11 protein-coding genes, 4 tRNA genes and 2 rRNA genes (1 of these 17 only partly in view) are annotated in these 14011 nt (G+C 57.9%); all 17 read right to left on the reverse strand.

Annotation, left to right across the window (positions count from 1 at the left end):
- Positions 1 to 64: 64 nt before the first annotated feature.
- Positions 65 to 4138, reverse strand: a complete 4074-nt coding sequence (gene rpoB, locus AC0MAZ_RS01170) for a DNA-directed RNA polymerase subunit beta (RefSeq protein WP_203649991.1) — start codon at positions 4136 to 4138, stop codon at positions 65 to 67.
- 219 nt (positions 4139 to 4357) lie between these two features.
- Positions 4358 to 4723, reverse strand: a complete 366-nt coding sequence (gene rplL / locus AC0MAZ_RS01175) for a 50S ribosomal protein L7/L12 (protein WP_003255496.1) — start codon at positions 4721 to 4723, stop codon at positions 4358 to 4360.
- A 78-nt stretch (positions 4724 to 4801) separates the two neighbouring features.
- The gene (gene rplJ / locus AC0MAZ_RS01180; protein ID WP_008089133.1) at positions 4802 to 5302 is read right to left on the reverse strand and encodes a 50S ribosomal protein L10; all 501 of its coding nucleotides are present in this window, start codon (positions 5300 to 5302) and stop codon (positions 4802 to 4804) included.
- 197 nt (positions 5303 to 5499) lie between these two features.
- A complete protein-coding gene (gene rplA / locus AC0MAZ_RS01185) occupies positions 5500 to 6195 on the reverse strand; it encodes a 50S ribosomal protein L1 (protein ID WP_023628747.1) in 696 nt (231 codons plus the stop codon).
- Positions 6195 to 6626, reverse strand: a complete 432-nt coding sequence (rplK, locus tag AC0MAZ_RS01190; RefSeq protein WP_028692261.1) for a 50S ribosomal protein L11 — start codon at positions 6624 to 6626, stop codon at positions 6195 to 6197. Before rplK ends, rplA begins: the two co-directional genes overlap by 1 nt.
- Before the next feature lie 119 nt (positions 6627 to 6745).
- Positions 6746 to 7279 carry a transcription termination/antitermination protein NusG gene (gene nusG, locus AC0MAZ_RS01195; RefSeq protein ID WP_011531880.1) on the reverse strand — a complete coding sequence of 178 codons (534 nt, stop codon included), beginning with the start codon at positions 7277 to 7279 and terminating at the stop codon, positions 6746 to 6748.
- A gap of 9 nt (positions 7280 to 7288) precedes the next feature.
- Complete coding sequence (gene secE, locus AC0MAZ_RS01200) at positions 7289 to 7657, reverse strand: preprotein translocase subunit SecE (protein WP_011531879.1); 369 nt, start codon at positions 7655 to 7657, stop codon at positions 7289 to 7291.
- 43 nt (positions 7658 to 7700) lie between these two features.
- Positions 7701 to 7776 (reverse strand) — tRNA-Trp (locus AC0MAZ_RS01205).
- A 54-nt stretch (positions 7777 to 7830) separates the two neighbouring features.
- Positions 7831 to 9024, reverse strand: a complete 1194-nt coding sequence (gene tuf / locus AC0MAZ_RS01210; RefSeq protein WP_003255489.1) for an elongation factor Tu — start codon at positions 9022 to 9024, stop codon at positions 7831 to 7833.
- 79 nt (positions 9025 to 9103) lie between these two features.
- Positions 9104 to 9179 (reverse strand) — tRNA-Thr (locus tag AC0MAZ_RS01215).
- A gap of 28 nt (positions 9180 to 9207) precedes the next feature.
- Positions 9208 to 9281: transfer RNA gene (locus tag AC0MAZ_RS01220), tRNA-Gly, on the reverse strand.
- A 24-nt stretch (positions 9282 to 9305) separates the two neighbouring features.
- A tRNA-Tyr gene (locus AC0MAZ_RS01225) sits at positions 9306 to 9389 on the reverse strand.
- A gap of 152 nt (positions 9390 to 9541) precedes the next feature.
- Positions 9542 to 9967 carry a hypothetical protein gene (locus AC0MAZ_RS01230; RefSeq protein WP_110739041.1) on the reverse strand — a complete coding sequence of 142 codons (426 nt, stop codon included), beginning with the start codon at positions 9965 to 9967 and terminating at the stop codon, positions 9542 to 9544.
- Positions 9968 to 9969: 2 nt separating this feature from the next.
- Positions 9970 to 10725 carry a pantothenate kinase gene (locus AC0MAZ_RS01235; protein WP_203649987.1) on the reverse strand — a complete coding sequence of 252 codons (756 nt, stop codon included), beginning with the start codon at positions 10723 to 10725 and terminating at the stop codon, positions 9970 to 9972.
- The gene (birA, locus tag AC0MAZ_RS01240; RefSeq protein WP_267813363.1) at positions 10715 to 11674 is read right to left on the reverse strand and encodes a bifunctional biotin--[acetyl-CoA-carboxylase] ligase/biotin operon repressor BirA; all 960 of its coding nucleotides are present in this window, start codon (positions 11672 to 11674) and stop codon (positions 10715 to 10717) included. Before birA ends, AC0MAZ_RS01235 begins: the two co-directional genes overlap by 11 nt.
- Before the next feature lie 296 nt (positions 11675 to 11970).
- Positions 11971 to 12086, reverse strand: a 5S ribosomal RNA gene (gene rrf / locus AC0MAZ_RS01245).
- Positions 12087 to 12222: 136 nt separating this feature from the next.
- Positions 12223 to 14011 (reverse strand): 23S ribosomal RNA (locus AC0MAZ_RS01250) (it continues 1105 nt past the right edge of the window).

The following is a 14011-nucleotide window of genomic DNA, read 5'->3' on the forward strand; positions in this document are numbered from 1 at the left end:
GGCCTTTCCTCCTGGCGGAGCAGGGAGCGGGCATTGCCTGCCCCACTCCCCTTCGCGTCACGTGTTATTCGGTTTCCAGATCGATGTCGATACCGAGCGAACGGATCTCTTTGATCAACACGTTGAAGGACTCGGGCATGCCCGGCTCCATACGGTGATCGCCATCCACGATGTTCTTGTACATCTTGGTACGGCCGTTCACGTCGTCCGACTTCACTGTGAGCATTTCTTGCAGGGTGTATGCCGCGCCGTATGCTTCCAGCGCCCACACTTCCATCTCCCCGAAACGCTGACCACCGAACTGCGCCTTACCACCCAGCGGCTGCTGGGTAACCAGGCTGTAGGAACCAGTGGAACGCGCGTGCATCTTGTCGTCCACCAAGTGGTTCAGCTTGAGCATGTACATGTAACCCACGGTCACAGGACGCTCGAACTTGTTGCCGGTACGGCCATCGAACAGCACCATCTGGCCGCTTTCTGGCAGGTCTGCCAGTTTCAGCATGGCCTTGATCTCACGCTCCTTGGCACCGTCGAAGACTGGGGTGGCCATCGGCACGCCTTTCTTCAGGTTGTTCGCCAGGGCGAGGATCTCTTCGTCGGTGAACTCTTCCAGGTTCTCCTGACGACCACCGATCTCGTTGTAGATCTCGGTGAGGAAGGTGCGCAGTTCAGCGGCTTTACGCTGCTCTTCGATCATGCGGTCGATCTTCTCGCCCAGACCCTTGGCCGCGAGGCCCAGGTGGGTTTCGAGGATCTGACCGACGTTCATACGCGAAGGTACGCCCAACGGGTTCAGAACGACGTCGACCGGAGTACCGTTGGCATCATGCGGCATGTCTTCGACCGGCATGATCACCGAGACCACACCTTTGTTACCGTGACGGCCGGCCATCTTGTCGCCCGGCTGGATGCGACGACGGATTGCCAGGTAGACCTTGACGATCTTCAGTACGCCCGGAGCCAGGTCATCGCCTTGCTGCAGCTTGCGCTTCTTGTCTTCGAACTTGTCGTCCAGCAGGCGACGGCGATCGACGATGTACTGCTGAGCCTTTTCCAGCTGCTCGTTCAGTGCATCTTCGGCCATGCGCAGTTTGAACCACTGGCCGTGCTCCAGACCGTTCAGCACGTCGTCGGTGATCACGGTGCCTTTCTTCAGGCCCGCGCCACCGTCGACCACCTGGCCGTTCAGGGCAGAACGCAGACGCTCGAAGGTCGCGCCTTCGACGATGCGGAACTCTTCGTTGAGGTCCTTGCGGATCTCGTCCAGCTGCATCTTCTCGATGGCCAGGGCGCGGCTGTCGCGCTCGACACCGTCACGGGTGAAGACCTGGACGTCGATGACGGTACCCTTGGTGCCGGTCGGCACGCGCAGGGAGGTGTCTTTGACGTCGCTGGCCTTCTCGCCGAAGATCGCACGCAGCAGTTTTTCTTCCGGCGTCAGCTGGGTCTCGCCTTTCGGAGTGACCTTGCCGACCAGGATGTCGCCAGCGCCGACTTCGGCACCCACGTAGACGATACCGGCTTCGTCCAGCTTGTTCAGCGCAGCCTCACCCACGTTCGGGATGTCCGCGGTGATTTCCTCTGGGCCAAGCTTGGTGTCACGGGCCACACAGGTCAGTTCCTGGATGTGGATCGTGGTGAAGCGGTCTTCCTGGACCACACGCTCGGACAGGCAGATGGAGTCTTCGAAGTTGAAGCCGTTCCACGCCATGAACGCGATGCGCATGTTCTGACCCAGTGCCAGCTCACCCATGTCGGTGGACGGACCATCGGCCATGATGTCGCTACGCTGAACCTTGTCACCTTTGCTGACCAGCGGACGCTGGTTGATGCAGGTGTTCTGGTTGGAGCGGGTGTACTTGGTCAGGTTGTAGATATCCACACCTGCTTCACCGGTCTCGACTTCATCATCGTTCACGCGAACAACGATACGGCTGGCGTCGACCGAGTCGATCACACCACCGCGGCGAGCAACCACGCAGACACCGGAGTCACGGGCGACGTTGCGCTCCATGCCGGTACCTACCAGCGGCTTGTCGGCACGCAGGGTCGGTACAGCCTGACGCTGCATGTTCGAACCCATCAACGCACGGTTGGCGTCGTCGTGCTCGAGGAACGGAATCAGCGACGCTGCGACCGAAACTACCTGCTTCGGCGAAACGTCCATCAGGGTGACGTCTTCCGGCGCCTTGACGGTGAATTCGTTCAGGTGACGAACGGCTACCAGCTCGTCGATCAGCTGCTTCTTCTCGTTCATCGCGGCCGAAGCCTGGGCGATGACGTGATCGGCTTCTTCGATCGCCGACAGGAACACGATGTCGTCGCTGACCACACCCTCTTTCACCACGCGGTACGGGCTTTCCAGGAAGCCGTACTGGTTGGTGCGGGCATATGCCGCCAGGGAGTTGATCAGACCGATGTTCGGACCTTCAGGGGTCTCGATCGGGCACACACGGCCGTAGTGGGTCGGGTGTACGTCACGGACTTCGAAGCCGGCGCGCTCACGGGTCAGACCACCAGGGCCGAGTGCGGAGACACGGCGCTTGTGGGTGATCTCGGAGAGCGGGTTGTTCTGGTCCATGAACTGCGAGAGCTGGCTGGAACCGAAGAACTCTTTCACCGCCGCCGCAACCGGCTTGGCGTTGATCAGGTCCTGCGGCATCAGGCCTTCGCTTTCAGCCATCGACAGACGCTCTTTGACCGCGCGCTCGACGCGCACCAGGCCAACGCGGAACTGGTTCTCAGCCATCTCGCCGACACAACGGACGCGACGGTTACCCAGGTGGTCGATGTCGTCGACGATGCCCTTGCCGTTACGGATGTCGACCAGGGTCTTGAGGACCTCGACGATGTCTTCCTTGCTCAGTACGCCCGAACCTTCGATCTCGGTGCGACCGATACGACGGTTGAACTTCATGCGACCAACGGCCGACAGGTCGTAACGCTCGGCGCTGAAGAACAGGTTGTTGAACAGGGTCTCAGCGGCGTCCTTGGTTGGCGGCTCGCCTGGACGCATCATGCGGTAGATCTCGACCAGCGCTTCCAGTTGGTTGCTGGTGGTGTCGATCTTCAGGGTGTCCGAGATGAACGGACCGCAGTCGATGTCGTTGGTGTACAGGGTCTCGATGCGGACAACCTGGGCCTTGGCGATCTTCACCAGCAGGTCGGTGGTCAGCTCGGTGTTGCACTCGGCGATGATCTCGCCGGTGGCAGGATGCACGATCGCCTTGGCGGTGGTGCGACCCAGTACGTACTCCAGCGGCACGTCCAGCTCTTTCACGCCAGCCTTTTCCAGCTGGTTGATGTGGCGCGCAGTGATACGGCGGCCTTGCTCGACGATGACCTTGCCGCTGCCGTCATGGATGTCCATGACCGCAACTTCACCACGCAGACGCTGAGGCACCAGCTCCAGGCTCAGTTTCTCGCCGGACAGGTGGAACACGTTGGTGGTGTAGAAGGTGTTGAGTACTTCTTCGGTGCTGTAGCCCAGCGCGCGCAGCAGTACCGAGGCCGGCAGTTTGCGGCGACGGTCGATACGCACAAACACGCAGTCCTTCGGGTCGAACTCGAAGTCCAGCCAGGAACCGCGGTAAGGGATGATGCGCGCGGAGTAAAGCAGCTTGCCCGAGCTGTGGGTCTTGCCACGGTCGTGGTCGAAGAACACACCCGGCGAGCGGTGCAGCTGAGACACGATCACACGCTCGGTACCGTTGATTACGAAGGTACCGTTCTCAGTCATCAGGGGGATTTCACCCATGTAGACTTCTTGCTCTTTGATGTCCTTGATCGCTTTGTTCGACGATTCCTTGTCGAAGATGATCAGGCGCACCTTCACCCGCAGCGGGACCGCGAAGGTCACACCACGCAGGACACATTCCTTCACATCGAACGCCGGCTCGCCCAGGCGATAGCCGACGTACTCCAGGGCAGCATTGCCGGAGTAGCTGATGATCGGGAATACCGATTTGAAGGCCGCATGCAGGCCGACGTCGCGGAACTGATCCTTGGATGCTCCCGCCTGCAGGAATTCGCGATACGAATCCAGCTGGATGGCCAGGAGGTAAGGCACATCCATGACGTCCGGCAACTTGCTAAAGTCCTTGCGGATACGTTTTTTCTCAGTGTATGAGTAAGCCATCAGCATTCCCCAGCTTGGTCACCTGCTTGTTTGGCATCTCCCGGCGGGAGCAGCCAGAAAATCGTGCAAACCCCATGGTTTGCGCCACCGATATGGTGGTTGCCACTTCGCTATCGGGGCCGACCTGATCGGCCGCCAATAACGGAAAAAGGCCGGTGGCATAAGCCACCAGCCATCAGCCCTTCGCTTAACGCTCGGACTGGAGTCGCAAAGTCGAAATTACTTCAGCTCGACTTTGGCGCCTGCTTCTTCCAGCTTCTTCTTAGCGTCTTCAGCGGCTTCTTTCGAAACGCCTTCAGCTACAACCTGAGGAGCGCCATCGACTTTCTCTTTGGCTTCTTTCAGGCCCAGACCGGTCAGCTCGCGAACGGCCTTGATCACGTTCACTTTCTTGTCGCCGGCTTCAACCAGAACAACGTTGAACTCGGTCTGCTCTTCAACAACGGCAGCAGCAGCAGCTGGGCCAGCAGCGGCAACAGCAGCGGTAACGCCGAAGGTTTCTTCCATGGCTTTGATCAGCTCAACAACTTCCAGAACGGTTTTCTGGCCGATTGCTTCGATGATTTGCTCGTTAGTCAGGGACATGACTTAAATCCTGTATTGGGGTGACAGCCTACGCAGCCATCAAATTAAACATATGATTTTGAAAGAGGTTACGCGGCCTTAGGCAGCAGCAGCTTCTTTCTGGTCGCGAACGGCCGCCAGAGTACGAGCCAGCTTGCTGGTGGCGCCTTGAATAACGCTCATCAGACGTGCGATAGCTTCGTCACGGGTCGGCAAGGTAGCCAGTACATCGATCTGGTTGGCGGCAATGAAATTGCCGTCAAACGCAGCTGCCTTGATCTCGAACTTGTCCTGACCCTTGGCGAACTCTTTGAACAGACGAGCAGCAGCGCCCGGGTGTTCGTTGGAGAAAGCAATCAGGGTCGGGCCTTTGAACGCGTCGTTGAGGATCGAGAATTCGGTGCCTTCAACAGCGCGCTTGAGCAGGGTATTACGTACGACACGCACGTAAACGCCAGCCTCGCGGGCCTCTTTACGGAGTCCGGTCATTGCGCTTACAGTCACACCACGGGCATCAGCCACGACAGCGGACAGAGCGACTTTGGCAGCCTCGTTGACTTCAGCGACGATGGCCTTCTTGTCTTCGAGTTTAATTGCCACGGGTTTACTCCTGGTTTCTACCGTTTCATCTGGCCGGAGCCGGATGTCGTTTTGGTGTCTGATTCGCGAACGAATCGGGAGCACCATCTGCGTAGGCTTTAGGTTTAAGGCTTGCGCCGCCTACGGTCTTGGATAGCCCCCGCCAGGCAGGGACCCCAATTTAATAGTCGGTGCGACCAGGTCGCACCGACCGAGCATTACACGTCCAGCGAGCTCTGATCGATGATCAGACCTGGGCCCATGGTGGTGCTCAGGGTAACGCGCTTGACGTAGATACCTTTCGAGGAAGCCGGCTTGATACGCTTCAGATCAGCGATCAGGGCTTCAACGTTTTCCTTCAGCTTGCCGGCTTCGAAGCCGATCTTGCCAACGGAGGTATGGATGATACCGTTCTTGTCGGTACGGTAGCGAACCTGACCAGCCTTGGCGTTCTTCACGGCAGTGGCTACGTCTGGGGTCACGGTACCAACTTTCGGGTTAGGCATCAGGCCGCGAGGACCCAGAACCTGACCCAGCTGACCCACAACGCGCATGGCATCAGGCGATGCGATGACGACGTCATAGTTCAGGTCGCCGCCTTTCATTTCGGCAGCCAGGTCGTCCATACCTACGCGATCAGCGCCGGCAGCCAGAGCGGCTTCAGCAGCTGGACCCTGGGTGAAGACGGCAACACGTACGGTCTTGCCAGTGCCGTGTGGCAGCACAGTAGCGCTACGAACGACCTGGTCGGATTTACGCGGGTCTACACCGAGGTTAACGGCGATGTCGTACGACTCGACGAACTTGGCGGCCGGCAGCGAAGCCAGCAGGGTTGCGGCCTCTTCGAAGTTGTAGGCCTTGCCTGCTTCGATTTTTTCGGCGATAGCCTTTTGGCGCTTGGTCAGCTTAGCCATTACACACCCTCCACGTTCAGGCCCATGCTGCGGGCGGAGCCGGCGATGGTGCGTACAGCAGCGTCCATGTCAGCGGCGGTCAGATCGGCCTGCTTGGCCTTGGCGATCTCTTCCAGCTGAGCACGGGTAACGGTACCGACCTTGACGGTGTTCGGACGAGCCGAACCGCTGGTCAGGCCAGCAGCTTTCTTCAGCAGAACCGAGGCAGGGGTGCTCTTGGTCTCGAAGGTGAAGCTACGGTCACTGTAGACAGTGATGATCACTGGAGTCGGCAGACCTGGCTCTTGACCCTGGGTACGGGCGTTGAAGGCCTTGCAGAATTCCATGATGTTCACACCGTGTTGACCCAGTGCTGGACCAACGGGTGGGCTTGGGTTGGCCTGGCCGGCCTTTACTTGCAGCTTGATGTAAGCCTGAATCTTCTTAGCCATGAGCTACTCCAAATTCGGGTACGAACGCCTGATGGCTCCCCGTATGACTTGCGTTTTATCCCAGTGACGACAAAACCCCGCAGCACATAGGGCTGCGGGGTATGGGATGCTGCGTTCCGCTAGACCTTTTCGACCTGGCTGAACTCGAGCTCCACCGGGGTGGAGCGACCGAAAATGAGCACTGCAACCTGCAGGCGGCTCTTCTCGTAGTTAACTTCTTCGACACTGCCATTGAAGTCGGCAAATGGACCGTCAATGACGCGAACCACTTCACCCGGCTCGAACAGCGTCTTCGGCTTCGGCTTGTCACTGCCGTCGGCAACGCGACGCAGAATGGCCTCAGCTTCTTTATCGGTGATCGGCGCAGGCTTGTCTGCGGTACCACCAATGAAACCCATGACTCGAGGGGTATCCTTGACAAGGTGCCAAGTCCCTTCGTTCATTTCCATCTGGACCAATACATAGCCAGGGAAAAACTTACGCTCGCTCTTGCGCTTCTGGCCATTGCGCATTTCGACGACTTCTTCGGTCGGGACCAGGATCTCGCCGAATTCGTCTTCCATGCCAGCCAGCTTGACGCGCTCGATCAGGGAGCGCATTACATGCTTCTCGTAACCCGAGTAAGCATGCACAACATACCAACGCTTAGCCACGAGACACCCTTAGCCAACGATCAAGGAGACCAACCAGCCGAGCAGGGAATCAAGACCCCACAACAGCAACGCCATGACCAGAACTACAGCCACGACAATCAGCGTGGTCTGAGTGGTTTCTTGGCGGGTCGGCCACACGACTTTACGGATCTCGGTACGAGCTTCCTTCGCCAGCGCAAAGAACGACTTGCCTTTGGCGGTCTGCAGGGCAACGAAGCCAGCGACAGCAGCCAGGGCAAGCAGGACAAGTACGCGATACAGGATCGGAGAAGCGGAGTAATACTGATTACCCACGACACCAACGACTACCAATGCGACAACAGCGAGCCACTTGAACAGATCAAAACGCGATTCTTGGGCTTCAGTTTTGGGAGTCATCGAGGAGGATCCTGTGAGAAGAAAGCCATCACACCGAGGTGAATGGCAGGTCAGGAGGGAATCGAACCCCCAACCTACGGTTTTGGAGACCGTCGCTCTGCCAATTGAGCTACTGACCTATAACGCTGTATCAGGCCGGCCATTATACCGGCCTGATCAAGTAAATCAACTACTTATTCAATAATTTTCGCTACGACTCCGGCGCCGACGGTACGACCGCCTTCACGGATGGCGAAGCGCAGACCGTCTTCCATCGCGATGGTCTTGATCAGGGTGACAGTCATCTGGATGTTGTCACCTGGCATTACCATCTCAACGCCTTCCGGCAGCTCGCAGTTACCGGTCACGTCAGTGGTACGGAAGTAGAACTGAGGACGGTAGCCTTTGAAGAACGGAGTGTGACGGCCGCCTTCTTCCTTCGACAGGACGTAGACTTCTGCGGTGAACTTGGTGTGCGGCTTGACCGAACCTGGCTTGACCAGAACCTGGCCACGCTCAACGTCGTCACGCTTGGTACCACGCAGCAGAACGCCGCAGTTCTCGCCAGCACGACCTTCGTCCAGCAGCTTGCGGAACATCTCAACACCGGTGCAGGTGGTGGTAGTGGTGTCACGCAGACCAACGATTTCCAGCGGATCCTGAACGCGGACGATACCACGCTCGATACGACCGGTAACAACGGTACCACGACCCGAGATCGAGAATACGTCTTCGATCGGCATCAGGAACGGCTGGTCGATGGCACGAACTGGCTCAGGAATGTAGCTGTCCAGAGTCTCTACCAGCTTCTTGACAGCGGTAGTGCCCATTTCGTTGTCGTCTTTGCCTTCCAGGGCCATACGAGCGGAACCGATGATGATCGGAGTGTCGTCGCCTGGGAAGTCGTAGGTGGACAGCAGGTCGCGAACTTCCATCTCGACCAGTTCCAGCAGCTCAGCGTCGTCTACCAGGTCAGCCTTGTTCAGGAAGACCACGATGTACGGAACGCCAACCTGACGAGACAGCAGGATGTGCTCACGGGTTTGTGGCATCGGACCATCGGCGGCCGAGCAAACCAGGATCGCGCCGTCCATCTGGGCAGCACCGGTGATCATGTTCTTCACGTAGTCAGCGTGACCTGGGCAGTCAACGTGAGCGTAGTGACGAATGGTCGAGTTGTACTCAACGTGAGCGGTGTTGATGGTGATACCGCGTGCTTTTTCTTCCGGAGCCGAGTCGATCTTGTCGAACTCAACGATTGCCGAACCGAAAACCTCGGAGCAAACGCGAGTCAGCGCTGCAGTCAGAGTGGTCTTACCGTGGTCAACGTGGCCGATAGTGCCGACGTTAACGTGAGGTAGCGAACGATCAAACTTTTCCTTAGCCATCGATACAGTCCTCCGCAGAAGAAATAGTCATACAGCCTATAAAACAAAGGCAGATATTTTCATATCTGCCTTGTTTATATGGAGCTCTTGAGCGGATTTGAACCGCTGACCTCACCCTTACCAAGGGTGTGCTCTACCAACTGAGCTACAAGAGCGAAACACTTTGTGCAACAACAGCAAACTTGGAGCGGGTAGCGGGAATCGAACCCGCATCATCAGCTTGGAAGGCTGAGGTTCTACCACTAAACTATACCCGCGGAGCTTGCGGCTCTCGCTAAAACTGGTGGAGGGAGAAGGATTCGAACCTTCGAAGCTCTCGCAACGGATTTACAGTCCGTCCCCTTTGACCGCTCGGGAATCCCTCCAGATGTGGCCGGCATTCTATTTGTCTGCCGTCCTAGTGTCAAGCGTTTTTTCAAATTTTTTCAATCAAATCTGAAACTTAGCTGCTTTGACACCGCCTCCAGCTCTACCACCTCGGTGGTGTTCCCTGTGAAGCGGGCGCCATTCTATCAAGCTATTCAGCAGTTGCAATACCCTCGCACAAAATAATTTTGTGTTTTAAGTCTTTGAAATCCTTGGAAAGAGTCGAGAGCACCGCAGGGTCCAACAAACGCTCGCTTTCAGGGGCTACCTTGAGCCAGAAACCCTCGGCTCCCGGCAGCTGCCCAACCACCGGCAGGGCGGCGATATCCAGGCTGAGCAGGCGCTGACGCAGGGCATCGAGCTGCTCGCGTGCGGCCAGCCCGCCCACCACTAGGCATTCGTCGCGCCGCCTGGCCGGTGCCGCGGCCCCGGTCTCGCGCAGCAGGCGTATTTCCTGCTGGGAACCTTTGTACAACGATAACGGGGCGACTTCCTTGACCTTAAGTGGAGCCTCCTGCTGATGCCATACGTAATAGACGACGTTGAGCACCACCAACAGCAGAAATAACCAGCGCATAGTCACCTCGACTCAATTGGGCAGGCCATGGCCAGGCCGACAAAGACCAGATCCGGCACGATGCGCGCCTGCGGTGCGGCGTCCTGCACCAGCGGCGCATCGCCCCCAGTCAGGAAGACCGTGAAGTCCTCACCCCAAAGCCCCCTGGCCTGCTCGATCTGGGTACGGGCAAACCCCTGGAGCATGAGCACGCAACCACGCTCGACCGCTTCGACCGTGGAGCGCCCCGGTGCCAGGCTGCCCAGGGCACGCTCGGCCGAGGCATCGTCATAGCGGATTCGCCGGGTGTGGGTGCGCAGCTGACTACGCATCAGCGGCATGCCCGGACAGATATACCCACCGAGGTGCTCACCGTCGGCCGCGACATAGTCGGCCTTGGCCGCGGTACCGAAGTCGATGACCAGGCAGGCGCGACCCGCCAGGTGATAGGCGCCCAGCGCGCCGAGCCAGCGATCCATACCCAGGCGCTGGTAGTCCTCATAGCCATTGCGAACGCCGGCCATTTCTTTCACCGGCTGGGCCACGCGTACTGCGACCCCGAACGAAGACAGGATCAACGCGCACAGCGCCGAAGTTTCTTCTTCACTGCGCACACTGACCATGCGACAGCCGATCAGGCGCAGGGATGAAAGCGCCGCGACGGCCGCAACCAGCGCCTGGTCGGAGTCGACGATACCACCACCATTGATGGTGGCGTCGGCCGCATGGATGACGCGCCACTTGATGAAGCTGTTTCCGCAATCGAGCTCAAGAATCATCACGCAACCTCAGACTGAGCTCGCCACCGCTGAAGCTCTTTTCCACACCTTCCACCTCGAGACGCAAGCCGCCTTGTCCATCCACACCCAACGCCACCCCATCGACGCGAGTGGTGCCGGCGACCAGCGAGACTTTGCGCCCCTGCCACAGGTGCGCCTGCTCCCATTCTTCCTGGAACGCGGCGAAACCATAGCGGCGATGACGAGCCAGCTCGTGCTGCAGCTGCTGGCTGAGCTCCGCCACCAAGCGGTTACGGTCCACCAGTTGTCCGGTCTCGCCGCGCATGGAGGTCCAGGGTTGGTCGATCTGATCCCCGCCCTGCATGTTCACATTGATACCGATGCCCAGCACCACATGACAGACATCCGCCGGATCGCCGACCAGCTCCAGGAGGATGCCGGTGATCTTGCGCCCGCTGGCTAATACATCATTAGGCCATTTCAGCCCGACATCCTTCAGGCCGAACGCCTTCAGCGTGCGCATGACCGCCAGGCCAACCACCAGGCTCAAGCCCTCGAGCTGGCGCATGCCACCATCGATGCGCAGTACCAGGCTGTAATAGAGGTTTTCGGCGAACGGACTGACCCATTGGCGGCCACGACGTCCGCGCCCGGCGCTCTGGCGCTCGGCCAGCACCAGGAACGGCGCGACTTGCCCCTGGGCGGCGAGCCTCAGACCCTCGGCATTGGTGGAGTCGATGGTGTCGTGAATGAAGGTCGGCCACGCCTCAGCTTCCGAGAACCCGGCGATCGCCTGCGATTCGAGCAGGTTCAGCGGCGCTGCCAGCTGATAGCCACGGCCACGGACCTTGTGAATGGTCAGGTTCAGTTCGCTCTCAAGGTGCTGCAGCTGCTTCCAGACGGCGCTGCGACTTACCCCGAGGGCGGCCCCCAGGGCTTCACCGGAATGGAACCGGCCATCCTTGAGGAGATTCAACAACTTCAGCATGCCAGTCTCGACTTGGAATAAGGCTGGCATGATAGCCACGCCCCGAGGGCTTGCATAGGAAAAGGGCTACCGCCGGGCTTGCCGCCGGCGCGATGCCTGTGTAGGAGCGGCCTTGTGCCGCGAAAGGGCTGCGTAGCAGACCCGGCGATATCAGCTTGATGCACAAATCCTGGGGCCGCGTTGCGGCCCTTTCGCGGCGCAAGGCCGCTCCTACAGGGGGAGACTGTGTTTATTTTGCAACGCAGAAAAGACAAAACCCCTACCTGCTCGCGCAGATAGGGGTTTTGCGAAATGAATCTTGACGATGACCTACTCTCACATGGGGAAACCCCACACTACCATCGGCGATGCATCGTTTCACTGCTGAGTTCGGGATGGGATCAGGTGGTTCCAATGCTCTATGGTCGTCAAGAAATTCTGTTGCCAGAACATCCAGATGGATACTCCAGCCAATTCGGATATGTGATCTTTGTGGTTCGTCGCGAACTTTCGGTTCTTTCGTCTTCACCACCACAATTTGGCCTCGGCGCAAATTGCTTGGGTGTTATATGGTCAAGCCTCACGGGCAATTAGTATTGGTTAGCTCAACGCCTCACAGCGCTTACACACCCAACCTATCAACGTCGTAGTCTTCGACGGCCCTTCAGGGAGCTCAAGGCTCCAGTGAGATCTCATCTTGAGGCAAGTTTCCCGCTTAGATGCTTTCAGCGGTTATCTCTTCCGAACATAGCTACCCGGCAATGCCACTGGCGTGACAACCGGAACACCAGAGGTTCGTCCACTCCGGTCCTCTCGTACTAGGAGCAGCCCCTCTCAAATCTCAAACGTCCACGGCAGATAGGGACCGAACTGTCTCACGACGTTCTAAACCCAGCTCGCGTACCACTTTAAATGGCGAACAGCCATACCCTTGGGACCGGCTTCAGCCCCAGGATGTGATGAGCCGACATCGAGGTGCCAAACACCGCCGTCGATATGAACTCTTGGGCGGTATCAGCCTGTTATCCCCGGAGTACCTTTTATCCGTTGAGCGATGGCCCTTCCATACAGAACCACCGGATCACTAAGACCTACTTTCGTACCTGCTCGACGTGTGTGTCTCGCAGTCAAGCGCGCTTTTGCCTTTATACTCTACGACCGATTTCCGACCGGTCTGAGCGCACCTTCGTACTCCTCCGTTACTCTTTGGGAGGAGACCGCCCCAGTCAAACTACCCACCATACACTGTCCTCGATCCGGATAACGGACCTGAGTTAGAACCTCAAGGTTGCCAGGGTGGTATTTCAAGGATGGCTCCATGAGAACTGGCGTCCCCACTTCAAAGCCTCCCACCTATCCTACACAAGCAAGCTCAAAGTCCAGTGCAAAGCTATAGTAAAGGTTCACGGGGTCTTTCCGTCTAGCCGCGGATACACTGCATCTTCACAGCGATTTCAATTTCACTGAGTCTCGGGTGGAGACAGCGCCGCCATCGTTACGCCATTCGTGCAGGTCGGAACTTACCCGACAAGGAATTTCGCTACCTTAGGACCGTTATAGTTACGGCCGCCGTTTACCGGGGCTTCGATCAAGAGCTTCGCTTGCGCTAACCCCATCAATTAACCTTCCGGCACCGGGCAGGCGTCACACCCTATACGTCCACTTTCGTGTTTGCAGAGTGCTGTGTTTTTAATAAACAGTCGCAGCGGCCTGGTATCTTCGACCGGCGTGGGCTTACGCAGCAAGTGCTTCACCCTCACCGGCGCACCTTCTCCCGAAGTTACGGTGCCATTTTGCCTAGTTCCTTCACCCGAGTTCTCTCAAGCGCCTTGGTATTCTCTACCTAACCACCTGTGTCGGTTTGGGGTACGGTTCCCAGTTATCTGAAGCTTAGGAGCTTTTCTTGGAAGCATGGCATCAACCACTTCGCGCTCTAATGAGCACTCGTCATCAGCTCTCGGCCTTGAGATCCCGGATTTGCCTAAGATCTCAGCCTACCACCTTAAACTTGGACAACCAACGCCAAGCTGGCCTAGCCTTCTCCGTCCCTCCATCGCAATAACTGGAAGTACAGGAATATTAACCTGTTTTCCATCGACTACGCTTTTCAGCCTCGCCTTAGGGACCGACTAACCCTGCGTCGATTAACGTTGCGCAGGAAACCTTGGTCTTTCGGCGTGCGAGTTTTTCACTCGCATTGTCGTTACTCATGTCAGCATTCGCACTTCTGATACCTCCAGCAAGCTTCTCAACTCACCTTCACAGGCTTACAGAACGCTCCTCTACCGCATCATCATAAGATGATACCCGTAGCTTCGGTGCATGGTTTGAGCCCCGTTACATCTTCCGCGCAGGCCG

It is taken from the genome of Pseudomonas sp. A (assembly GCF_056270345.1).